Genomic DNA, 22,010 nt, shown 5'->3' on the forward strand with positions numbered 1-22,010 from the left:
CCGCGCGGGCTCCCCCGGTCGTGCCTCAGATGAACAGCGTCGTGCCGGACTTCTGCGCCTCACCGAGGAACGTGGCAACACCACCGAAGTCGATGCCGTCCTGCAGGTCGGATTCGGCGATGCCGAGCAGGTCCATCGTCATGGTGCACGCCACCAGCTGCGCGCCGCCCTCACGGGCTGAGGTCATGAGTTCCTCGAGGGTCGGGACGTTGTGCTGCTTCATGACGTCCTTGATCATCCTCGGACCCATGCCCGCCATGTTCATCTGAGACAGCGGCAGGTGGCCGGCATCCGAGGGCATCATCATGGCAAACATCCGGTCCATGACCTTCTTCTCACGAGGCGGCGCATCGTGCCGACGCAGCATGTTCAGCCCCCAGAATGTGAAGAACATCGACACCTTCTGCCCCATCGCGAGCGCCCCGTTGGCGATGATGAAGGCGGCGATCGCCTTGTCGAGATCGCCCGAGAAGACGACGAAGGATGTCTGGTTCAACGTCTGCACGGCGCGCGGAGCATCCGTTCCCGCGCTCTTGCGGAAGGTCGCAACATACCCCGGACCCTCGGGCGCGATCGCGAGCATCTCGTGGCCGTGGCTCGCAGCCCACGCCGGCGCGTCGTGCGCGAACCCGGGATCCGAGACGTGCACGACGACGTCGTCGCCGGGCTGCAGCTCATCCATCTGCTTCGTGAGCTTCATGATCGGCCCCGGGCACGCGAGCCCCGTACAGTCGAGGTCGACCACCTGGCCCGACCCCTTCACCTGCGCGAGCAGATCGGATGTCTCGGCGTACGGGATCTCGGCGGGCTTGGCCACAAACCCGACCGGCTCGAGGTCGTGGAAGAAGCGGAAGGTGGTCGAGCCGCCCGACAGCGTGCGCACATCCGTGAAGCCGCGCTGCACGAGCGCCCGGTAGGCGAGGTAGCTGCGGAACCCGACAGCGCAGTACAGCCGGATGGGAACATCTCGGTCCCAGCTCTCACATGCCTCGCGAAGGATGCCGAGCGGCACGTTCTCGGCTCCCGAGATGTGCCAGATGTCGTACTCGACGTCGGTGCGCACGTCGATGATCCGGCATCCGTCGGTCGCCGCCGGATAGTCCTTCGCGTACCAGAGCTTCAGGTCACCGCTGAGCACATTGCTCGCGACGAAGCCCGCCATGTTGACCGGGTCCTTAGCCGAACCGAAGGGCGGTGCATACGCGAGCTCGAGGTGTTCGAGGTCGTGGACAGTCGCGCCCAGCCGGATCGCCGTCGCGAAGACATCCAGCCGCTTGTCGACTCCGTCGAACCCGGCGATCTGCGCGCCGAGCAGCTTGCCGTCCGTCGGCGAGAACGTCACCTTGATGTGCATCTGCGCTGTGCCCGGGTAGTACCCGGCATGCCCCGACGGATGCACATGCGCTGTGAGGTAGTCGACGCCGGCCCGCTCGAGCTGACGCTCGTTGGCCCCGGTCGCGCCAGCGGTCATATCGAACACCTTCACGATCGAGGTGCCCTGCGTCGAGAGGTACTCCGTGTCCCGACCGCAGATGTTCTCGGCGGCAACCCGCGCTTCCCGGTTCGCGGGCCCGGCCAGGGGTGTTATCCAGCGCCCCGGCAGCACGGTGTGCGCAGTCTCGACGGCATCGCCCGCCGCCCAGATGTGGGGGTCGGAGGTGCGCATGTGCGTGTCGACGATGATGCCCCCACGCTCGCCGATCTCTAGCCCAGCCTCGCGAGCCAGGGTCACGTTCGGGCGAACGCCCGCCGACAGCACGACGAGGTCTGCCGGAAGCGATTGACCGTTGTTGAGCTCGACGCGCAGCATCCCGTCGGATGCCTGGGTGAAGGCAGCCGCCGCGGTGCCCAGCTGCAACTCGACGCCACGCCCCCGTGCGTGCTGCTCAACCGGGATCGAGACATCCTTATCGAGGGGCGGCAGGATCTGGTCGGCCAGCTCCACGATCGTGACCTCGGCCCCGCGATGGATCAGGTTCTCGGCCATCTCGATGCCGATGTACCCAGCGCCGATGACGACGGTCTTCGCCGCGCGACCCTGTGCTGCGGCCGCTGCGAGAGCTCCGTCAAGGCGCGACTTGATGGCATCCATGTCGGCGACGTTTCGCAGGGTCAGGATGCCGGGAAGATCGATCCCCGGCAGCGGAAGCTGCAGCGGATCGGCGCCCTGGCACAGCGCGAGTGCGTCGTAGGACTCGGTGTACTCGCTTCCGGTCGCGACTTCTCGCACTGTAACCGTCTGGGCTGCGGGGTCGAGACCGATCACGTCCTGACCGATGCGCACGTCGATGTTGAGTGACTCGCGAAGACTCTCGGGAGTCTGCAGCAGGAGGCGGCTCCGATCAGCGATGACACCGCCGATGTGGTATGGCAGACCGCAGTTCGCGAACGATACGTATTCGCCGCGCTCCAGCACCACGATCTCGGCCGACTCGTCCAGGCGGCGGGCGCGAGCGGCGACCGACGCTCCGCCAGCCACTCCCCCGACGACGACGATCTTCATGGCGCTCTCCTTCGCATTCGGGCCGCGGCGGTTCGCGGCTCCGAGTCGACGGTACTCCCGGGGGTATACGTGCAGTCAGGGGCGAAGGTCCCCTGACCAGTACTCCTCAGCGGCGAATTCCGCAGGACCGACACGCGAAGCTGTCGAGCCTCACAATGCGTGTCGTGCACGTGTGGTCTGACCATGTGGAACACCACATATTGTGTCGCAACCACGATTGAACGCTGCATATAGTGGCATCCCCGCACTGCGGGAGACCCCTCAGACCAGCGCCGCAGCACCCCGAAGGAAGCCACCGATGAACCGTCGCATCTCCGCCTCGCCACGAACCGTCGCGGTGTCCGAGACGATCAACGAGTACCTGTCCCAGTCAGACTGGCGCGTCAATGCGAACGCGAACCAGGGCTACTCGCTGGGCGGCATGATCCTCAACACCGCGGGCAAGATCATCGCGAACTACTGGCTCGACGAGGTGTACTCCCCCAAAGCCGGAGCTGCGCACCGCGACGGCGACATCCACATCCACGACCTCGACATGTTCGCCGGATACTGCGCGGGGTGGTCTCTGCGCACCCTCCTCGAACAGGGGTTCAACGGCATCCCCGGCCGAATCTCCTCCGCACCGCCGCGGCACCTTTCGGCCGCGACGGGCCAAATGGTCAACTTCCTCGGGACACTACAGAACGAGTGGGCAGGTGCACAGGCGTTCAGCTCCGTGGACACCTACCTCGCGCCCTTCGTTCGTATCGATGCGCTCTCGTACGACCAGGTGCGCCAGGCCGTGCAAGAACTGGTCTTCAACCTCAATGTTCCCTCCCGCTGGGGAACGCAGACGCCGTTCACGAATCTCACGTTCGACTGGACCTGCCCCGACGACCTGCTCGACCAGCGACCCCTGATCGGAGGTGCTGTGCAGGACTTCACGTACGGCGACCTGTCCGAGGAGATGGCGCTCATCAACCGCGCCTTCATCGACGTCTACGCGACCGGGGATGCCGACGGCCGCGCCTTCACCTTCCCGATCCCGACCTACAACATCACGAAGGACTTCGACTGGGACGGCCCGAACGTCGACGCGCTCTTCGCGATGACCGCCCGCTACGGACTCCCCTACTTCCAGAACTTCATCAACTCCGACCTTGACCCGCACATGATCCGCTCGATGTGCTGCAGGCTTCAGCTCGATCTCACCGAACTCCTCAAGCGCGGCAACGGCCTGTTCGGATCAGCCGAGCAGACAGGATCCATCGGCGTGGTCACCATCAACTGCGCCCGCCTCGGCTACCTCCACCCCGGCGACCGGAATGGCGTCCTCAACCGCCTCGATGACCTCCTAGCCATTGCGCGCGACAGCCTCGAGGCCAAGCGCGCCGAGATCGACAGACACATCGAGGGCGGTCTGTTCCCCTACACGAAGCGCTACCTCGGCACACTCGAGAACCACTTCTCGACAATCGGGGTCAACGGCATCAACGAGTTCATTCGCAACTTCACGCTGGACGCGCACGACATCACGGATGCCGACGGCATGGAGCTCGCGACGTGGCTGCTCGAGCACGTGCGTGCGCGCATGGTCGAGTTCCAAGAGCAGACCGGTCACATGTACAACCTCGAAGCGACCCCTGCTGAGAGCGCGACGTACCGATTCGCGCGACTCGACATAGCCCGCTTCGGCGAGCGCAGCGTCGCGGACCGCGACGCTGGTAGCGACGGCATCCGTCACGCCGGCACCGCTGACCACCCGTACTACACGAACTCCTCACAGCTCCCGGTCGGCTTCACCGACGACCCGTTCGAGGCGATGACCCTCCAAGAGCCTCTGCAGCAGCTCTACACCGGCGGCACGGTCCTGCACCTGTACCTCGGCGAAGCTGTCGCGTCGGCATCCGTCTGCAAGAACCTCGTGCGGCGCTCGCTCGAGCAGTTCCGGCTCCCCTACCTCACCGTCACGCCCACGTTCTCAATCTGTCCCGCACACGGATACGTGTCGGGCGACCATCCGCTATGCCCGCGCTGCGGTCGAGACTGCGAGGTGTGGACGCGTGTGATGGGCTACTTCCGCCCCGTCTCCTCGTTCAACATCGGCAAGCAGGGCGAAGCCGCCGAGCGGGTCTACTTCGACGCCATCCGGGCCGCAAAGGATGCAGCGCGGCCCGTACTGGCACCGCAGTGAACGTCCTCGCACCCTCCGATGCCGACGCCGTTGCCGACGAGCTGAGTATCGCCGGGCTCACGCGATTCTCAGGCTCAGATTGGCCCGACCGCCTGGTCGCGACGGTCTTCCTCCAGGGCTGTCCGTGGGAATGTGTTTACTGCCACAACCCCGACCTCATCGACCCCCAGCGCGCCGGCGCGCTGCCGTGGCGCGATGTCGTGACGTTCCTCGACCACCGCCGGGGGCAGCTCGACGGCGTCGTCTTCTCGGGGGGCGAGCCCACGATGCAAACCGCCCTCCTGCCCGCCATCGCCGATGCGCGATGCCTCGGCCTGCGCATCGGCCTGCATACCGGAGGTGCTTTCCCGCAACGACTGGATGCTGCTCTCCCTGCGCTGGACTGGGTAGGCCTCGACATCAAGGCATCCGCCGCCGACTACGCCGCCGTCACGCAGCGCCGTGGCAGCGGCATCCATGCCTGGCGGTCGCTGCGGCTCGTGCTGGATGCCGCGAGTGCCCGCGCCGGCAGCGAATATCCGCTGGAGTACGAGGTCCGCACGACCATCGACCCGACGCTCACCGACGCCGACCGACTACGCCTGCTCGGGGAGCAACTCCTCGCCGAAGGTGTGCAGTGGTGGGCCCTCCAGCGTGCCCGGTACATAGGCGGCCGGTCGGAGGCCCCGCCCGTTCCCCCCACCGCGACAGCGGACGACCTGGTCGAGACGATCGCCGCCGAGTTCACCGGCGCCTTCACGAGCGTCATCACCCGCTGATCGCGATTGTCAAGACCCTCGCACGGCTGCTGCACGGGTGGTCGGCTGGTGCCATGGGAAACGAACACGACCACGAGATGATCGAGACTCCAGAAAACGGCGAAACGCACGGTCAGTGGGAAGACCACGACTTCGGTGACGCCGAATCAGGCGCCGACAAGGGAACCGGGGACCCGGGCGACGACCGCTCGCACCTGCAGGACCTGCCGCCGGCCAAGACCGACGGCGCCTGATCGCAACGCGTCAGAGCCAGCAGCGCGTGAGGGCTAGGAGCGCTGACGGCGCTCCCGGACCCGCATGTTGAGCACGATCGGGGTGCCCTCGAAACCGAACAGCTCACGCAAGCGGCGCTGGATGAACCGGCGATAGCCGGGGTCGAGGAACCCGGTCGTGAAGAGCACGAAGGTTGGCGGGCGGGTCGCCGCCTGCGTGCCGAACAGGATGCGAGGCTGCTTGCCACCGCGGAGCGGATGCGGGTGCTCGGCGACGAGCTCAGCCAGGAAGGCATTGAACTTGCCGGTCGGGATCCGCTGATCCCACGATTCCAGCGCCGTCTCGAGCGCCGGAACAAGCTTCTCGAGGTGTCGCCCCGTTCGAGCCGAGATGTTCACCCGCGGGGCCCACGAGACGTGAGCGAGATCCTGCTCGATCTCACGCTCGAGATAGCGGCGACGATCCTGGTTCTCGAGTTCGGGCGTCGCGAGCAGATCCCACTTGTTGAACGCGAGCACGAGCGCCCGCCCTGACTCCAGCACCAGATCGATGATCCGCACGTCCTGCTCGCTGAGCGGCTGGCTGACATCGAGCACGACGACAGCGACCTCCGCCTTCTCGAGCGCCGCCGAGGTGCGAAGCGATGCATAAAAGTCGGCACCCTGCTGCAGGTGAACGCGACGACGGATGCCGGCAGTGTCGACGAAGGTCCACAGGCGCCCGCCGATCTCGACGATTTCGTCAACCGGGTCGCGCGTCGTTCCCGCGAGATCGTTGACGACGACGCGCTCCTCGCCTGCCGCTTTGTTCAGGAGCGACGACTTGCCCACGTTCGGGCGACCGAGGATCGCGACGCGGCGCGGTCCACCGATCTCGTGCTTGGCGACGGCCGAGACATCCGGCAGCACCTTCATGATCTCGTCGAGCAGGTCAGCCACCCCGCGGCCGTGGATCGCGGAGACCGGATGCGGCTCCCCGAGTCCCAGGTTCCACAGCGCCGCGGCCTCGGGCTCCTGGCGGGCGTCGTCGATCTTGTTGGCGACGAGGAACACGGGCTTGCCGCTCTTGCGCAGCAGCTTGACGACGTGCTCGTCGGTCGAGGTCGCCCCCACCATCGCATCGACCACGAACAGCACGACGTCCGAGAGATCGATCGCGATCTCTGCCTGCGCGGCCACCGACCGATCGATACCGCGCGCGTCAGGCTCCCACCCTCCGGTGTCCACGAGCGTGAACCGGCGGTCCATCCACTCGGCCTTGTAGGTCACGCGGTCGCGCGTGACACCCGGGGTGTCCTCGACGACGGCCTCGCGACGGCCCAGGATGCGGTTGACGAGCGCCGACTTGCCGACGTTCGGACGTCCGACGATCGCGACGACCGGCAGCGCCGGCAGATATTCGATGCCGTCCTCACCGGCAACGAGGCCAGCGAGTACCGCGGCGTCATCCTCGTCGAGGTCGTAGTCATCCAGGGTCGCTCGCAGCGCTGCTGCCCGCGACTCGGCCAGCTCGTCGTCGAGATCCGCGAGAGTATCGGCGAGGTTGTCATCCCCAGCGGCTGTCTCGTCGAACTCATCACCTGTGGTGCCCATTGTCAATCCTTCCCCTCCACGCCGGTGTCTCCTCGGTCGGCGCCCTCGATCAGGGCGCCCGCGAGTTCCCGGCGGGCGACGGCGAGCACTTCGGCCACCGTTTCGTCAAAATCCAACGCGGTCGAATCGACCACGACAACTCCCGGAGCAGCGGTCAGGAAGTCAACAACCTTCGAGTCCGACGAATCACGGCGTCGCAGGGCCTCGGCGACCTCTGCCGCCGTCGAACCGCTGATCTCGGCGCTGCGCCGCGCCGCCCGGACCGCGGGATCGGCAGTCAACAGGATCCGCGCCGGCGCGTCCGGAGCAACAACTGTCGTGATGTCCCGCCCCTCTACGACGACGCCGGGGCGACCGGATGCCGCCACCAACCGCCGGAACGCCGCATTAATCGCACGGCGAATCGCCGGAACCCGGGCGACGCCGCTGACGGCATCCGTCACCCGCTGCTCGCGAATAGCCTCGGTCACATCGGTCTCACCCGATCGCACCCAGTAGTCGTCAGGGTCGAGGGAGATGCGGAAGTCGAAGTCGCTGACGGCTTCGAGAACCGCCGTCGCATCGGAGGTGTCGACCTCACGCGCCAGCGCATGCCACGCGAGGGCACGGTAGGCGGCGCCGGTGTCGAGGTAACCGAACCCGAGCGCGCGGGCCACGTGCTTCGACACGCTGGACTTGCCGCTGCCTGCGGGACCATCGACCGCGACGATCACGACGTCGGATTCGGCCGTGGATGCTGTGTGATCGGCGGCCACCGCGTCAGGGGCCACAGCGTCGGGTGCGGTGTCAGTCATTGGTGGTGCTCGCGATCTTCCATCCGCGCTCTTCGAGTCCGGCCGTCGCGTCGCGCAGCACGGAGGGCGCAACAGCGATCTCGGCAAGGCCGAACGGAGCCCCCGGCGAGTGCTCCAACCGGAAATCCTCAACGTTGACCGCGAGCGCACCAAGGTCACCGAAGAGGCGCCCGAGCTGCCCTGCCGTGTCATCCACCATCACCACGAGGGAAGCGAAACGACGGTTCTGACCGTGCTTGCCGGGCAGGCGCTCCACGCCCTCGTTGCCGCGACGGATCGTGTCGGCGATCTCGCGCCGGGAGCCGGGAGCCTCGGGAGCCCGCAGCGCCTCGGCGACGGCGGCGAGATCCTGCGACAGTGCGTCGAGGATGTCGACGACAGGGGCGGCGTTGGCCGCCAGGATCTGGACCCACAGCTCGGGAGCCGACGCGGCGATCCGGGTCGTGTCGCGAACACCCTGACCGGCGAGCCGCAACGATCCATCGGGGGCGTCGGTGAACCGGCCCGCCAGCAGGCTCGCCACCAGCTGGGGAACGTGGGAGACAAGCGCGACCGAACGATCGTGGTCTTCGGGGGTCATCTCGATCGGCGTCGCGCCGAGATCCAGCGCGAGCGCCTCGACGAGCGCGAGGTCGGATGCCGGGGTCTTGCCGTCACGGCACACCACCCACGGGCTTCCGATGAACAGATCGGCCCGCGCCGAAATCGCGCCGCCCCGCTCACGACCGGCAAGCGGATGCGACCCGATGTAGTGGGTGAGATCGACGCCGCGATCTCGGAGCTCCTGCAGGGGCTCCAGCTTGACGCTCGCGACATCCGTCACGACGGCACCGGGGAACGTGCGCAGCTCCCGCTCGACGACGTCGGCGACGACATCCGGCGGAACCGCGACGACGATGAGCGTCGGATTGTCGTCGGGCGTCGCAGCACGGCCCGCGCCGTAGTCGATCGCCAGACGCAGTTGCGATGGCGAGGCATCCTCGAGCACGACATCGACGCCCCGCGCTCGCAGTGCGTGTCCGACGCTGGCGCCGAGGAGCCCCGCGCCGACGACGCGCACCGTGCCGGTGACGCGCGGGGTCAGCGAACCGTCGCCGGTCACAGCTGACGTATCGGTGCTCGTCACGGGGAAATCTCCTGAGAATCGGGCGACGAAGAGTCGTCAGCCTCGTGGCGCGGGGTCTCTTGCTGCGGGTCACCCTCGCGGCGCGCAAGAGTCAGCAATGCGCCACGTTCTACTGTAGTCAACTCCCGCACAGCCCCAACCGGGAGGCTTCCCAGGTGCAGCGGACCGAACTGTCGGCGCACCAGTTCAACGACCGGATGCCCCACCTCGGCCATCATCCGTCGCACGATGCGATTACGGCCCGAGTGCAGCGTGAGTTCCACGAGCGAGCCGCCTCCGGCATCGGATGCTGACAGTAGCCGCGCCTTGTCGGCGGCGATCGGACCATCCTCGAGCGCCACACCACGCGTGAGCCGAGCGATCGTCTGTGGCGTGACGCGGCCCTCGACCTTCGCGATGTAGACCTTCGTCACCCCGAACGACGGGTGCGAGAGCACATGCGCGAGGTCGCCGTCGTTGGTGAGAACGAGCAGTCCGCTGGTGTCGGCATCCAGGCGCCCGACATTGAAGAGTCGCTCCGACCACTCCGCCGCGTATTCGCGGAGGTCTGGCCTGCCCCGCTCGTCGCGCATGGAGCTGACGACGCCGCGCGGCTTGTTGAGCACGACGTAACGCTTGCTCTCATCGAGCTGCACCGCGACGCCGTCCACATCCACGAGGTCGGTGGTCGGATCGATACGCGTCCCGAGTTCGGTGACGACCCGCCCGTTCACCCGAACGCGCCCCGCCGCGATCAGCTGCTCAGACACGCGGCGCGATGCGACACCGGCCGCGGCGAGCACCTTCTGCAGGCGCACGCCGTCGGGGCCTTCCGACTCGAATCCGGATGCCGTCATCGGATCGACTCCCCCGCGAAACCGTCGGCGCCGTCGTCGAGGAGCGGTGAGATGTGCGGCAGCTCATCGAGCGAGTTGATCCCGAGATTCACGAGCAGGGCATCGGTCGTACCGTAGTGAATCGCCCCGGTGTCGGGGTCTGTGAACACCTCGGTGATGAGGCCTCGAGACAGCAGAGTTCGCACGACCGAATCGACGTTGACGGCACGGATCGCCGCGACCTGACCGCGGGTGACGGGCTGCTTGTAGGCGATCACGGCGAGCGTCTCGAGGGCCGCCTGCGAGAGCCGCGACGGAGCCTGCGTTCCGACGAAGTCGCTCACGAGATCATCGAACTCCTCCCGCACATACAGCCGCCAACCGCCGCCGACCTCGCGCAGCTCGAACCCGCGCTTGGGTCCGCCGGTCATACCGTCATAGTCAGCGACGAGGCTCTCGATGGCCTGACGTACGGCGGGCACCGGTGCGCCGACGGCCGCGGCAAGGCTCACGAGGCTGTGGGGTTCGTCGAGGATCATCATGATCGCTTCGAGCCGGCGCGTGATGTCGGAGGCGAATTCTGAAGTCGTGTCATCGGTCATAGTCGGCTCCCAGTGTGGCAAGGTTCTCGTCCGACCACCGCTCGGCGGTCCAGCGCAGCGTGAGTTCGCCGAGGGGCTCGACCTGCTCGAACGAGAGTGCCGCGTGCCGGTACAGCTCGAGCACCGACAGGAAGCGGGCAACCACGATCCCGGGTTGGTCCACACCGGCGATCAGCTCACGAAAGTTCAACGAACCGGAGCTTCGAAGCATCGTCACGACGACAGCCGCCTGTTCCCGGATGCTTACCAACGGCGCGTGCAGGTGATCGAGCCCCACGTGGGGAATCTCTTTCGGCGCGAACGCGAGCATCGCCAGCGCCGCGAAATCCTGCGGCGAGAGCGTCCAGACCAGTTCGGGGACGGCATCCCGGTACTTCGCATCGAGCCTCACGGTGCGCGCGTGGCGCGTGTCCTCGCGCACGAGGCTGCGCCCGAACCACGCCGAGACTTCCTTGAACGCGCGGTACTGCAAGAGACGGGCGAAGAGCAGGTCCCGCGCCTCGAGCAGCGCGACGCTCTCGGCATCCACCAGCTCGCCCTGGGGCAGGAGCCCCGCGACCTTCATGTCCAGGAGCGTTGCCGCGACGACCAGGAACTGAGATGACTCATCCAGGTCGTGCTCGGGGCCGAGCGCACGCACGTGAGCGATGAACTCATTTGTGACCTCACTCAGCGAGACCTCGGTGATGTCGAGTTCGCGTTTGGTGATGAGGGTCAGCAGCAGGTCGAACGGGCCGTCGAAGACATCGAGCGTGACGCGGAACCCGCCGTCCGCCCCGGCCGAGGAATCGAGAGCGGCCTCCGTCGCGCTCGAGGGCTCAGGCGACGGCGCCACGGGCGACGAGCTCTCGCGCGAGCCGCAGATAGGCCTGGGCCGCGGCGTGTTCGGGAGCGAACGTCGTGATCGGCATCCCCGACACCGACGCGTCGGGGAACTTGACGGTGCGGCCGATCACGGTCTCCAAGACGTCATCGCCGAAGGCCTCGACGACGCGCTCGAGCACTTCGCGCGAGTGGAGCGTGCGCGGGTCGTACATGGTCGCCAGAACCCCATCGAGCCGGATGTCGGGGTTCAGGCGATCGCGCACCTTGTCGATCGTCTCGATGAGCAGGGCAACACCGCGCAGCGCGAAGTACTCGCACTCCAGCGGAATGATCACGCCGTGGCTGGCGGTGAGCGCGTTCACGGTCAGCAGGCCGAGCGACGGCTGGCAGTCGATGAGGATGACGTCATACTCCCCCGCGACCTTGCGCAACACGCGGGCAAGAATCGTCTCGCGTGCTACCTCGTTGACCAGGTGCACTTCCGCCGCCGACAGATCGATGTTGGCGGGAAGGACGTCCAGACCGGGCACCGCCGACGGAATGATCGCGTCGTGGGGATCGCGTTTGGTGTCCAGTAGCAGGTCGTAGACGGTCGGAACATCGTGGGTGGGGATACCCAGACCAGCCGTCAACGCCCCCTGGGGGTCGAAGTCCACGGCAAGGACGGTGCGCCCGTACTCGGCAAGAGATGCCGCCAGATTGATCGTCGTCGTGGTCTTACCGACGCCACCCTTCTGGTTGCACAGGGCGATGATCCGGGCGGGACCGTGCGACGACAGCGGCGGAGGGGTGTCGAACCCGCGATACGGGCGACCGGTGGGACCGAGGATGTCGGACTCCGCACCCGCCGTCGCGCCTCGTTTGCTGCCCGCCACCGACTCTCCTGACTTCGCCATGCCGTTGATCGATTCTAGTCACCGAGCGTTCACCAGCCGCGAGGCGTGCCGCGGGCATTCCGGCCTACACTCGGGCCATGTCCCGCGCACCACACGTCATCGTCGGAGCCGGCCCGGTCGGGTCGTCTCTCGCACGCATCCTCGCGGACGACGGTGAGCCGGTGATCGTCGTCACCCGCTCTGGCAGCGGCCCGGGCAGCGACGGCGTCAGGTCGGTAGCCGCCGATGCTTCGGACCCTGAGGCACTCAGCCGCATCGCCTCCGGTGCGGCAGCGATCTACAACTGCGCGAATCCCGGCAGCTATACCCAGTGGGAGCGGCTCTGGCCGCCGCTGGCTTCGGCCCTGCTCGCCGCGGCGGAATCCACGGGCGCCGTTCTTGTGACGATGTCGAACCTCTACGGGTACGGCCCGGTCCCGGTCCCGATGACCGCACAGATGCCGTTGAATCCCACCGATCACAAGGGTGCACTGCGGACCCGAATGTGGGAAGACGCGCGCTCCGCACACGAGGCAGGCCGCATCCGTGCGACGGAGGCCCGCGCATCCGATTACATCGGCCCCACCCTCCCCGTTGCCAGCGGGCTCCTGGCGAGATACGCCCACTCGACGCTCGCCGGCAAGCCCGCGTCCGTGTTCGCCGACCCTGATGTGCCACACGCGTGGACGGCGATCGACGACGTCGCGCGAACCCTCGCGGCACTCGGTCGCGACGACCGGGCATGGGGCCGGCCGTGGCTCGTGCCGAGCAATCCGCCCGTCAGTGTCCGCGAGGCGCTCCGGCAACTGAGCACGGCAGTCGGCGCCCCCGAGCCGCGACTGCGTGTGGTGCCGCGGTGGCTCCTCAAGACCGGCGGCCTGGTCGTCCCTCTCCTTCGCGAGGTTGACGGGATGCTGTATCAGTTCGACGCACCGTTCGAAGTCGATGCCACTGAGACCGAGCAGACCTTCGGCATCCGTCCCGCGCACTGGGATCAGCTCATCGCCACCACCGCGCGGGTATGGCAGCAGCGCGTTCAGCCCTAGAAGCTGCGCTTAGCGCGCGCGAGGGTGCGAGGTCGCGTACACATCGCGGAGCGCATCGACGCTGACGTGCGTGTAGATCTGGGTCGTCGCGACGGAGGCGTGTCCGAGGAGCTCCTGCACCACGCGGACATCGGCGCCTCCCTGCAGCAGGTGCGTCGCGAACGAGTGCCGCAGCGTGTGCGGCGACACGTGCGCCTCAAGGTGCGCGCGTTCGGCGGCTGCCTGGATGACGAGCCACGCGCTCTGGCGCGAGAGCGGCGCCCCCCGCGCTCCGAGGAACAGTCGCGGACTAGCTTTGCCGCGGCGTGCGAGCTCGGGACGCGCGCGGGTGAGGTAGGCATCCACCGCGGCCCGCGCGTACGAACCGATAGGGACGATGCGCTCCTTCGAACCCTTGCCGCGCACCCGCAGGATGTCGCCATCGGTCACATCGTCGACATCGAGGCCCACAGCCTCCGAGACGCGCGCACCCGTCGCGTACAGCAGTTCGAGAAGCGCCCGGTCCCGCAACGCCACAAGATCCCCGGGGGTTGCCGCCGCAGGTTCGGGACCCGCGGCAGCCAGCAACGCCTCGACCTGGGCGATCGTGAGCGCCTTGGGCAAGCGCCGGGGCATCTTCGGCGGCCTCACGTGCGTCGTCGGGTCGATGGGGTCGATCCCCTCGACCACGAGATACCGATGCATCCCCCGCACCGATGACTGCAGGCGCGCAAGGCTCGTGGCAGCCGGTGGCGGGTCGGATGCCGCGCGCTCGGCGATGTAGTCGGTGACGAGCGCCGCAGTGACCTGGGTCGAGTCGTCGATGCCGCGGTCTGCGAGCCACTGCCGGTACGGCCCGAGATCACGTCGGTACGCGGCCACCGTGTGCGCCGACAGGCCCCGCTCGATCGTGACGTGGCGCAGGTACGCATCGAGCGCCCGATCGAGCTGCATCCTCAGCCCTGGCGTTCGCGACGCAGCACTTCGGCGGCGGCGAGCACCCCCACCGAGAGGATGCCGTTTCGCAGGCTCCCGTCGAGAACACCCGTGATGACCTCATCGACGGGCACCCATTCGAGCCGAATGTCGGCTTCCTCGTCCTCGCGCTCGTGCACCTGCGGCGCCGGGCTCAGCCCGCGGGCAAGGAACAGGTGCACGACCTCGTCGTTGCCGCCCGGGGTCGTGAAGATGCTCACGAGCGGCTGCCACGACGCGGCAACGAGGTCAGCCTCCTCGGCAAGCTCCCGCTGCGCCGTCGCCATCGGCGGTTCGCCGGCGACATCGAGCAGGCCCGCCGGCACCTCCCAATCGCGGTGACGAATCGGATGCCGATACTGCTGAATCAGCAGCATCCGCCCCTCATCGTCGATCGCGACGACAGCCGCAGCGCCCGGATGATCGACGTACTCACGCACGATCTCGGAATCGCCATAGCGAACCGTGTCGCTGCGCACATCCCACACCCGGCCCTTGTGCACCAACGTCGACGAGACGACGGGAGCCTCGAACGGCTCATCGCGCACGGCGCCGGTCACGTTCTCACTCATCCGATTCGACGTCGAAGAGTTCGCTCGCGCGGTGCCGGTCGAGCGCTGCGCCGACCAGTCCCCGGAACAGCGGATGCGGCGCTGTCGGCCGCGAACGCAGCTCAGGGTGCGCCTGGGTCGCGATGTAGTACGGGTGCACCTCACGCGGCAACTCGACGTACTCGACGAGGTTGCGGTCGGGAGAGAGCCCCGAGAAACGCAGGCCCGCGGTGGCGAGGCGGTCACGGTAGGCGTTGTTGACCTCGTACCGGTGGCGGTGGCGCTCCGAGACGCGCGTGGACTCGTAGACCTCGGCCGCGATCGAGCCCTCGTCGAGCTGAGCCGGATACAGCCCCAGTCGCATCGTGCCGCCAAGGTCGCCGTGATCGATGATGTCGACCTGCTCCGCCATCGTCGCGATGACCGGGAACTCGGTGTCGGGATCGAACTCGCTCGAGGACGCACCCGGGAGGTCCGCCATATTGCGGGCGTACTCGATCACCATGCACTGCAGGCCCAGGCACAACCCGAGCGTCGGGATGCCCTGCTCGCGCGCGAAACGCAGCGCGCCGAGCTTGCCTTCGATGCCGCGGATGCCGAATCCGCCGGGGACGACGATGCCATCGACCGACGCGAGCGCCTTCGCCGCGCCCTCCGGGGTCTCGCAGAGGTCCGAGGGAATCCAGGTGATCTTCACGTGGGTCTCGTGCGCGAAGCCACCGGCCTTCAGGGCCTCCGTCACCGACAGGTAGGCATCGGGAAGATCGATGTACTTGCCCACGAGCCCGATCGTGACTTCGTGCTTGGGATTGTGCACTGCCTGCAGCACGCGGCTCCAGCGTGTCCAGTCCACGCGGGCGGCCTTCTCGATATCGAGCGCGTCGACGATGTAGTCATCCAGCCCCTGATCGTGCAGCATCGTCGGGATGTCGTAGATGCTCGGCACGTCGACCGCGTTGACGACGGCACCTTCGTCGACGTCGCACATGAGGGCGATCTTGCGCTTGTTCGCCTCGGTCACGGGGCGATCGCTGCGCAGCACGAGCGCGTCGGGCTGGATGCCGATCGAGCGCAACGTCGCTACCGAGTGCTGCGTGGGCTTGGTCTTCTGCTCCCCCGAGGCCCCCATGAACGGCACGAGCGACACGTGCACGAAGAAAACGTTCTTGCGACCGAGCTCATGCCGGATCTGGCGCGCCGACTCAATGAACGGCTGCGACTCGATGTCACCGACCGTGCCGCCGATCTCGGTGATGATGACATCGGGCTGCGGGTCCTCGGTCGCCTGCAACCGCATACGCCGCTTGATCTCATCGGTGATGTGCGGGATGACCTGCACCGTGTCGCCGAGGTACTCCCCCCGGCGCTCGCGGGCGATGACCTGCGAGTAGATCTGCCCAGTCGTGACGTTGGCCGCTTGGCTCAGGTCGATGTCGAGGAACCGCTCGTAATGCCCGATGTCGAGGTCGGTCTCGGCACCGTCATCGGTCACGAAGACCTCGCCGTGCTGGAACGGGTTCATCGTTCCGGGATCGACGTTCAGGTACGGGTCGAGCTTCTGCATCACGACCCGCAGGCCGCGAGCGGTGAGCAGATTGCCGAGGCTTGCGGCAGTCAGACCCTTGCCGAGGGAGGAAACGACGCCTCCCGTGACGAAGATGTGCTTCGTCGTCGTGAGGCCCGACGAGCGCTCTTCGACGGTGGAAGAAAGGGACGCCGGGGCGTCATCCGAAGGGGAACCGTGCGAGTCACTCGGGGTCTGCATCACGGGCTTCGATCCTATCAGTCGGCAATCGTGCCCAGGTCGAGCAACTCGCGGGCGTGGGTGAGCGCTGCCTCGGAGTCTGGCATTCCCGAGAGCAGCCGCGCCATCTCGGCCTCGCGAGCGGCGCCGGTGAGCTGATGAACCCCGGATGCCGTGACGGCACCATCGCTGGCCTTGACCACGCTCAGGTGGTTGTTCGCGAAAGCCGCCACCTGCGCGAGGTGGGTCACCGCGATCACCTGGGATGTCTGCGCCAGTCGCGCCAGGCGCCTTCCCACCTCGATCGCCGCGGCGCCGCCGATGCCGGCATCCACCTCGTCGAAAACGAAGGTCGGTACGGCATCGACGCCGGCGATCACGACCTCGATCGCGAGCATGACGCGACTGAGCTCACCGCCGGATGCGCTGCGCGAGACCGGACGTGGCGACGAACCCGGGTGAGGCGCCAGGAGGATTGCTACCTCGTCGCGGCCCGACCGGCTGGGTGCTGCGGGGGTGACGGAGACCTCGACCTCGGCATCCGGCATCGCGAGAGCATGCAACTCCGCTGTCACGAGCTTTCCGAGGCGGGTGGCGGCCGCCGTGCGCGCCGCCGTGAGCGCCGCTGCCGCATCATCGAGAGCGGATGCCGCCTCTTCACGCTCCCGGGTGAGTCGCTCGACTCTTTCGCCGTCGTCGTCGAGCTCTGCGAGCCGTGCGGACCCGGTGTCAAGAAGCGCGATCGCCTCGTCCAGCGAGCCGTGCGCGCGCACCAGCTCGGCCAGCGCCGCACGGCGCTCCTCAACAGCGGCGAGTTCGTGCGGACCCGATTCATCGAGGTCGGCGAGGTACCCGGCGAGCGAGGCTGAGACATCGACGAGCCGGTACCCGATCTCGGCGACCTGCTCGGCCAGACGCTCGAGCTCGGGGTCACTTCCCGCGGCACGCTCCAGGGCACGCCGCGCCTCCCCGACCAGCGTCGTCGCGTCAGCAGCTTCATCCTCAGCCGTCAACGCCGCATGCGCCAGCGCCGCGGCTTCCCGCAACGCCTCGGCGTTCGCGAGCCGCTCGGCCCGCTGGCTGAGCTCAGCGTCCTCGCCTGCGCGCGGGGCGGCGGCCTCGATCACCGCGATCGCGGCGCGGAGTTCCTCGGCTTCGGCAGCTCGCGCGTCGCGATCGGCGACGAGTGTCGTGAGCTGCTCATCCAGCCGCTCCCACGCCGCGAACCGCTCCCGGTAAGCCTCGAGGGCCTCGGCGACATCTGCTCCCCCGAACCGATCGAGAGCGTCGCGCTGGGCGACGCTTGAGCGCAGCCGCAGCTGTTCGGACTGTCCGTGCACGACAACGAGATCGTCGGCAAGCTCCGAGAGCACCGCCGCGGGGGCTGCTCGCCCACCGACTGCCGCCCGGCTGCGCCCCTCGCTCGAGATGATGCGACCGACGATGAGCTCGGCGCGGGTGTCATCGATCGGCTCGACATCCGCACCAGCCTCGCGCACTCGCTCGGCCACAGCTCCATCGGGCGGAACGATCCAGACGCCCTCGACGGATGCCTGCGCCGCCCCCGCGCGCACCGCGCCGCTGTCCGAGCGCTGACCGAGAAGCAGGCCGAGGCCGGTCACGACCATCGTCTTGCCAGCACCGGTCTCGCCCGTGATCGCGGTGAACCCGGGACCGATCGGCAGGGTCGCCTCGGCGATCACGCCGAGGTCCCGAAGGGTCATCTGCTCGATCACGAACCCTCCGCCGCGGGTGACGGGCCGCGCCATCCCTCGACGGGCAGACTGAACTTCTTGACGAGCCGGTCCGTGAAGGACGCAGGATGCAGTCGCGCAAGACGCACGGGATGCTCCGATCGGCGCACGACGACGCGCGCGCCGGCGGGAAGATCGTGGGAGCGTCGACCGTCGCACCAGAGGATGCCGGTGCCGTTCGTGCGCTCGAGCAGCTCGACGGCGACGGTGTGCTCGGGCGCGATCACGAGCGGCTTGGCGAACAGCGCATGCGCCGACAGCGGCACCACCGCAATCGCTTCGACTCCCGGCCAGATCACCGGACCTCCGGCGGAGAAGTTGTAGGCGGTCGAGCCCGTCGGGGTCGACACGACGATGCCATCGCAGCCGAACGACGACAGCGGACGCCCGTCGATCTCAATGACGACCTCGAGCATCCGCTCCCGGCTGGCCTTTTCAACGGTGGCCTCGTTCAGCGCCCACGTCTCGTAGATGACCTGCTCGTCGCGGTCCTTGATCCGCACCTGCAGCGCGAGTCGCTCTTCGACCGTGTAGTCGCGGTCGATGACCCGCCTGACTGCCTCGTCCATGTCATCGCGCTCGATCTCGGCGAGGAAGCCGACGTGACCCATGTTGATCCCGAGGACGGGGGCGCTGCCCTCGCGAACGAGTTCTGCGGCCCGAAGGATTGTGCCATCGCCGCCGAGAACGATCGCCAGTTCGATGTCCGCCACCGCGACATCGGCCCCCAGCACGGCGAGCGGGCCCGGGATCGCAGCGCCGAGTTCGGACCGATCGTCGGAGGAGAGGACAGGGGTCGCGCCCGCCTCACGAAGCGCGCCGATCACGCGGGCAGCTGCGTCGACCGTTTCGGGGCGGAGCGCGTGCGCGACCACGAGGATGTTGCGGCCCTCGTTGGTCATCGTGCTCCCGTCAGCTGATTCACCGTGCTGATCCATTCTGTCGGATTGCTCCCCCGCGACGCGGCAAGATGCACGAGGTACTCCAGGTTCCCGTGGGTTCCCACGATCGGGGAGGAGATCACCCCGAGGGTGCCGAGTCCCGCATCCCACGCAGACCAGAGCACGCCCATGACCGCCTCGGAACGCAGCCCCGCGTCGGTCACGACCCCTTCGCGGATGCCGGTGCGCCCAACCTCGAACTGCGGCTTCACGAGCAGGATGATGTCGGCGTCCGCCGCAGCGACGCGGCACATCGCGGGAAGCACGTGCCCCAAAGAGATGAAGGAGAGATCTCCCACCACGATCTGGGGCTGAGACTCCACCCCGGATGCCGAACGCAGTGTTTCGGCATCCATGTAGCGCACGTTGAAACCCTCGACCGAGATGACCTCGGGGTCGGACGCGATAGGAGGCGCGAGCTGTCCGTGGCCAACGTCGACCGCAACGACAGGTGTCGCGCCCCGCTCCCGCAGTACCTGCGTGAAGCCGCCGGTTGATGCGCCGAGGTCGAGAGCATGTTTGCCCGCGACGACCACCGCGAAGGCATCGAGCGCGGCAATGAGCTTGTGCGCGCCGCGGCTGACGTAGTGATCATCGGCAGCGACCTCGATGACGGATGCCGCGTCCACAGCCGCTGACGGCTTCACGACCCCGCGCCCGTCGACGGTGACGCTGCCCGCGGAGATCAGGCGCGCAGCGTGCGTTCGCGAGCGTGCCAGGCCGCGAGCGGCAAGCTCGGCATCCAGTCGGGGCGTCATCGGTGAGAGATCACTGATGAGGGGCTTCGGGATTGTGCTCCAGGCGCCGCGCCAGATCCTCGTGGATCGCTTCGTACGCCGCCGCACGGTCAGACAACGGCTGCGACTCAACAATGTCGAGACGCGAGAGCAGGTCCTCGTCGGGGCGCGGGGCGGTGGTATCGGGCACGTCGTCGCCGGTCCCGGTCTCGTCGGAAGCGGCATCCTCGTCGGAACGATCGTCGCTGAGCATGACACCCAGACTACGGGCGCGACAGCACCTACCGGGCCCGACGGGGCGGCTGAGGGCTCAGGGGCGGTGGAACGGGTCCTCGTAGAGGCGCTCGGGCACCCGGAACCCGAAAATCGCACGCCCTGTCCCCCAGATCGCCGCAGCTCCCGCGCGCAGCAAGTCGATGGGGCGCTCCCCCTCAGCGAGGATCTCGACGTCCGGGCCATCGATGCGAACGCGAGCGCCGCGTACGTCGGTCACCCCGTCACGAGTCACTGGCTCGGGGTAGGGCTCCGACAGCTCCCGAAGATCCCCGAGGATGAAGGTCGGCTGCGATCCGGCCGGAGCTGCCAGCACATGCTTGGGCCTGTCGATACCCGTCAGCACAAGGGCCGAGGCGATTCCCGCCCTGCACGCGCCGAGGATGTCGGTGTCGAGACGGTCTCCGATGAAGAGCGGATGCTGCGCGCCGAACCGGGCGACGGCTTCCTCAAAGATGGGCGTTTCGGGCTTTCCCGCCACCGTCGCCAGACGACCGACCGCGGTGTGAACCGCCGACACCAGAGTGCCGTTGCCCGGCGCAATGCCGCGCGCCTGCGGGATCGTCCAGTCGGTGTTCGTCGCGATCCAGGGGATCCCACCCTCGTCTTCCGGGATCTTCAGTGCGAAGGCGGCCTCTGCCAGCTGCTTCCAGCCCACGTCGGGCGCGAATCCCTGTACGACGGCAGCCGGGGAATCCTCGGCACTGCGGGTCACGGCATACCCGGCCTTCTCGAGTTCGACGACGAGACCTTCGCCACCGACCACGAGAATCGTCGCACCCGGTTCGACACGACTGCGAAGCAGGCGCGTGGCAGCCTGCGGGCTCGTGACGACGTCAGATGCCTGCACCGCAAGGCCGAGCTCACGCAGGTGGTCGGCGACTGCCTCGTCGGTACGGGAAGCGTTGTTCGTGATGAACCCCAGACGCCGCTCCCCCAGAGCTGACAGACTCTCCACTGCCCACGGCAGCGCCCCGGCTCCGGCATAGACGACGCCGTCCAGGTCGGCGAGGACGACATCCACACCATCAAGTGGCGTCGGCGAGGCACTGCGCCGCGAGAACACCGCCATCAACGCTCCCCGTCAGTGCGCTCGGCGCCACCGTGCGGGTCGGATGCCGGATCCACGGTTGCCGCCGCTGCAGTGGACTGGTCCGCAGACGCCGTCTCCTCGGGTTCGATGTCCTCGACGAACAGCTCTTCGCTCTCGGCATAGCCGGCTGCCGCATCCAGAGCATCGGCGGCGATGATCGCCCGCCGCTGCCACTCTTGCGCTTCCTCGACGCGCCCCAGCTCTTCCAGAACTGTCGCACGCGCGGCAAAGAGACCCGGCGACCACTCGAACGCGCGGTCCGGGTCGAGCTCCGGAATATCGAGCTCATTCAACGCACGCTCGGGCTCACCCAGATCCAGACGCGCACCAGACATCGCAATCGCAAGCTCGACCCGCACGCCCGCTGGGAGCGCGGCACGGTCAACAGCTCGCCCGGCCTCCAGGGCGCGATCAGGCCGACCAACCCCGCGCTCGCTGTCGACCATCAGGGCGATCTGGTCATCCCTGCCCGAGATACGACGGTAAGTACGCAGTTCACGCAGTGCGAGCGCAAAGTCGCCGGTCGCGTACGCAGTGATCGCCGCCGTCTCACGAACCACAGCAATGCGTCCTGCGCGCTTAACCGCAGCCTGTGCGTGCGCGTGCGCGAGCGTCGGATCGGTATCAATCACCCGCGCCGC

General features: G+C 67.7%; 21 protein-coding genes. 4 read left to right on the forward strand and 17 right to left on the reverse strand.

Going from position 1 to position 22,010, the window contains the following annotated elements:
• Nucleotides 1–25: 25 nt before the first annotated feature.
• The gene (locus AB0O89_RS08690; RefSeq protein WP_363496385.1) at nucleotides 26–2,503 is read right to left on the reverse strand and encodes an FAD-dependent oxidoreductase; all 2,478 of its coding nucleotides are present in this window, start codon (nucleotides 2,501–2,503) and stop codon (nucleotides 26–28) included.
• Between the two features lie 298 nt (nucleotides 2,504–2,801).
• Between AB0O89_RS08690 and AB0O89_RS08695 the strand changes: the two genes are divergently transcribed.
• From AB0O89_RS08695 to AB0O89_RS08705, 3 genes are read left to right on the forward strand one after another with little or no spacing between them, the layout of a single operon-like run.
• A complete protein-coding gene (locus tag AB0O89_RS08695) occupies nucleotides 2,802–4,676 on the forward strand; it encodes a ribonucleoside triphosphate reductase (protein ID WP_363496388.1) in 1,875 nt (624 codons plus the stop codon).
• On the forward strand, nucleotides 4,673–5,434 hold the full coding sequence (locus AB0O89_RS08700) for an anaerobic ribonucleoside-triphosphate reductase activating protein (RefSeq protein WP_363496391.1): 762 nt from the start codon (nucleotides 4,673–4,675) through the stop codon (nucleotides 5,432–5,434). Before AB0O89_RS08695 ends, AB0O89_RS08700 begins: the two co-directional genes overlap by 4 nt.
• Nucleotides 5,435–5,487: 53 nt before the next feature.
• Nucleotides 5,488–5,667 carry a hypothetical protein gene (locus AB0O89_RS08705; RefSeq protein WP_363496394.1) on the forward strand — a complete coding sequence of 60 codons (180 nt, stop codon included), beginning with the start codon at nucleotides 5,488–5,490 and terminating at the stop codon, nucleotides 5,665–5,667.
• Between the two features lie 33 nt (nucleotides 5,668–5,700).
• Here AB0O89_RS08705 and der read toward each other — a convergent pair whose 3' ends face one another.
• Genes der through AB0O89_RS08740 form a run of 7 tightly spaced genes read right to left on the reverse strand, consistent with a single transcriptional unit; the run spans nucleotide 5,701 to nucleotide 12,297 of the window.
• Complete coding sequence (gene der, locus AB0O89_RS08710; RefSeq protein ID WP_363496397.1) at nucleotides 5,701–7,239, reverse strand: ribosome biogenesis GTPase Der; 1,539 nt, start codon at nucleotides 7,237–7,239, stop codon at nucleotides 5,701–5,703.
• 2 nt (nucleotides 7,240–7,241) lie between these two features.
• Nucleotides 7,242–8,033 carry a (d)CMP kinase gene (gene cmk / locus AB0O89_RS08715; protein ID WP_363496400.1) on the reverse strand — a complete coding sequence of 264 codons (792 nt, stop codon included), beginning with the start codon at nucleotides 8,031–8,033 and terminating at the stop codon, nucleotides 7,242–7,244.
• Nucleotides 8,026–9,159 (reverse strand): prephenate dehydrogenase, encoded by a 1,134-nt coding sequence (locus AB0O89_RS08720; protein WP_300593447.1) that lies wholly within the window; start codon nucleotides 9,157–9,159, stop codon nucleotides 8,026–8,028. The genes cmk and AB0O89_RS08720 overlap by 8 nt, the downstream gene beginning before the upstream one ends.
• Nucleotides 9,156–9,995, reverse strand: a complete 840-nt coding sequence (locus tag AB0O89_RS08725) for a pseudouridine synthase (RefSeq protein WP_300593450.1) — start codon at nucleotides 9,993–9,995, stop codon at nucleotides 9,156–9,158. Before AB0O89_RS08725 ends, AB0O89_RS08720 begins: the two co-directional genes overlap by 4 nt.
• Entirely contained in the window at nucleotides 9,992–10,576 is a 585-nt protein-coding gene (scpB, locus tag AB0O89_RS08730; protein ID WP_300593453.1) for an SMC-Scp complex subunit ScpB, read from the reverse strand. Before scpB ends, AB0O89_RS08725 begins: the two co-directional genes overlap by 4 nt.
• Nucleotides 10,566–11,411, reverse strand: coding sequence for a ScpA family protein (locus tag AB0O89_RS08735; RefSeq protein ID WP_300593455.1), 846 nt, complete (start codon nucleotides 11,409–11,411; stop codon nucleotides 10,566–10,568). The genes scpB and AB0O89_RS08735 overlap by 11 nt, the downstream gene beginning before the upstream one ends.
• Nucleotides 11,395–12,297, reverse strand: a complete 903-nt coding sequence (locus tag AB0O89_RS08740) for a ParA family protein (protein WP_300593458.1) — start codon at nucleotides 12,295–12,297, stop codon at nucleotides 11,395–11,397. Before AB0O89_RS08740 ends, AB0O89_RS08735 begins: the two co-directional genes overlap by 17 nt.
• Before the next feature lie 77 nt (nucleotides 12,298–12,374).
• On the opposite strand from AB0O89_RS08740, the gene AB0O89_RS08745 reads away from it, so the two are divergent.
• A complete protein-coding gene (locus AB0O89_RS08745) occupies nucleotides 12,375–13,322 on the forward strand; it encodes an NAD-dependent epimerase/dehydratase family protein (protein ID WP_363496405.1) in 948 nt (315 codons plus the stop codon).
• A 9-nt stretch (nucleotides 13,323–13,331) separates the two neighbouring features.
• On the opposite strand, the gene xerD is transcribed toward AB0O89_RS08745, so the two are convergent.
• Genes xerD through AB0O89_RS08790 form a run of 9 tightly spaced genes read right to left on the reverse strand, consistent with a single transcriptional unit; the run spans nucleotide 13,332 to nucleotide 22,001 of the window.
• The gene (xerD, locus tag AB0O89_RS08750) at nucleotides 13,332–14,255 is read right to left on the reverse strand and encodes a site-specific tyrosine recombinase XerD (RefSeq protein WP_363496408.1); all 924 of its coding nucleotides are present in this window, start codon (nucleotides 14,253–14,255) and stop codon (nucleotides 13,332–13,334) included.
• A 2-nt stretch (nucleotides 14,256–14,257) separates the two neighbouring features.
• A complete protein-coding gene (locus AB0O89_RS08755) occupies nucleotides 14,258–14,848 on the reverse strand; it encodes an NUDIX hydrolase (RefSeq protein WP_363496411.1) in 591 nt (196 codons plus the stop codon).
• A complete protein-coding gene (locus AB0O89_RS08760) occupies nucleotides 14,841–16,592 on the reverse strand; it encodes a CTP synthase (RefSeq protein WP_363496621.1) in 1,752 nt (583 codons plus the stop codon). Before AB0O89_RS08760 ends, AB0O89_RS08755 begins: the two co-directional genes overlap by 8 nt.
• A 17-nt stretch (nucleotides 16,593–16,609) precedes the next feature.
• Nucleotides 16,610–18,307 (reverse strand): DNA repair protein RecN, encoded by a 1,698-nt coding sequence (gene recN, locus AB0O89_RS08765; RefSeq protein WP_363496414.1) that lies wholly within the window; start codon nucleotides 18,305–18,307, stop codon nucleotides 16,610–16,612.
• The gene (locus AB0O89_RS08770; RefSeq protein WP_363496416.1) at nucleotides 18,304–19,227 is read right to left on the reverse strand and encodes an NAD kinase; all 924 of its coding nucleotides are present in this window, start codon (nucleotides 19,225–19,227) and stop codon (nucleotides 18,304–18,306) included. Before AB0O89_RS08770 ends, recN begins: the two co-directional genes overlap by 4 nt.
• Complete coding sequence (locus tag AB0O89_RS08775) at nucleotides 19,224–20,024, reverse strand: TlyA family RNA methyltransferase (RefSeq protein ID WP_363496419.1); 801 nt, start codon at nucleotides 20,022–20,024, stop codon at nucleotides 19,224–19,226. The genes AB0O89_RS08770 and AB0O89_RS08775 overlap by 4 nt, the downstream gene beginning before the upstream one ends.
• A 10-nt stretch (nucleotides 20,025–20,034) precedes the next feature.
• Nucleotides 20,035–20,256 (reverse strand): hypothetical protein, encoded by a 222-nt coding sequence (locus tag AB0O89_RS08780; protein ID WP_292713267.1) that lies wholly within the window; start codon nucleotides 20,254–20,256, stop codon nucleotides 20,035–20,037.
• 57 nt (nucleotides 20,257–20,313) lie between these two features.
• Complete coding sequence (locus tag AB0O89_RS08785; RefSeq protein WP_363496423.1) at nucleotides 20,314–21,348, reverse strand: HAD-IIA family hydrolase; 1,035 nt, start codon at nucleotides 21,346–21,348, stop codon at nucleotides 20,314–20,316.
• Entirely contained in the window at nucleotides 21,348–22,001 is a 654-nt protein-coding gene (locus AB0O89_RS08790) for a hypothetical protein (protein ID WP_363496426.1), read from the reverse strand. The genes AB0O89_RS08785 and AB0O89_RS08790 overlap by 1 nt, the downstream gene beginning before the upstream one ends.
• Between the last annotated feature and the right edge of the window lie 9 nt (nucleotides 22,002–22,010).

The organism is Microbacterium sp. NPDC076895 (assembly GCF_040687115.1).
Taxonomy (GTDB): domain Bacteria; phylum Actinomycetota; class Actinomycetes; order Actinomycetales; family Microbacteriaceae; genus Microbacterium.

Coding starts and splice junctions, on each gene's coding strand:
- AB0O89_RS08690 (WP_363496385.1), bottom strand. CDS start 2,503: ATGAAGATCGTCGTCGTCGGGGGAGTGGCTGGCGGAGCGTCGGTCGCC.
- AB0O89_RS08775 (WP_363496419.1), bottom strand. CDS start 20,024: ATGACGCCCCGACTGGATGCCGAGCTTGCCGCTCGCGGCCTGGCACGC.
- xerD (WP_363496408.1), bottom strand. CDS start 14,255: ATGCAGCTCGATCGGGCGCTCGATGCGTACCTGCGCCACGTCACGATC.
- AB0O89_RS08785 (WP_363496423.1), bottom strand. CDS start 21,348: ATGGCGGTGTTCTCGCGGCGCAGTGCCTCGCCGACGCCACTTGATGGT.
- AB0O89_RS08755 (WP_363496411.1), bottom strand. CDS start 14,848: ATGAGTGAGAACGTGACCGGCGCCGTGCGCGATGAGCCGTTCGAGGCT.
- cmk (WP_363496400.1), bottom strand. CDS start 8,033: ATGACTGACACCGCACCCGACGCTGTGGCCCCTGACGCGGTGGCCGCC.
- AB0O89_RS08740 (WP_300593458.1), bottom strand. CDS start 12,297: ATGGCGAAGTCAGGAGAGTCGGTGGCGGGCAGCAAACGAGGCGCGACG.
- scpB (WP_300593453.1), bottom strand. CDS start 10,576: ATGACCGATGACACGACTTCAGAATTCGCCTCCGACATCACGCGCCGG.
- AB0O89_RS08780 (WP_292713267.1), bottom strand. CDS start 20,256: ATGCTCAGCGACGATCGTTCCGACGAGGATGCCGCTTCCGACGAGACC.
- AB0O89_RS08725 (WP_300593450.1), bottom strand. CDS start 9,995: ATGACGGCATCCGGATTCGAGTCGGAAGGCCCCGACGGCGTGCGCCTG.
- AB0O89_RS08770 (WP_363496416.1), bottom strand. CDS start 19,227: ATGACCAACGAGGGCCGCAACATCCTCGTGGTCGCGCACGCGCTCCGC.
- AB0O89_RS08745 (WP_363496405.1), top strand. CDS start 12,375: ATGTCCCGCGCACCACACGTCATCGTCGGAGCCGGCCCGGTCGGGTCG.
- der (WP_363496397.1), bottom strand. CDS start 7,239: ATGGGCACCACAGGTGATGAGTTCGACGAGACAGCCGCTGGGGATGAC.
- AB0O89_RS08760 (WP_363496621.1), bottom strand. CDS start 16,592: ATGCAGACCCCGAGTGACTCGCACGGTTCCCCTTCGGATGACGCCCCG.
- AB0O89_RS08705 (WP_363496394.1), top strand. CDS start 5,488: ATGGGAAACGAACACGACCACGAGATGATCGAGACTCCAGAAAACGGC.
- AB0O89_RS08695 (WP_363496388.1), top strand. CDS start 2,802: ATGAACCGTCGCATCTCCGCCTCGCCACGAACCGTCGCGGTGTCCGAG.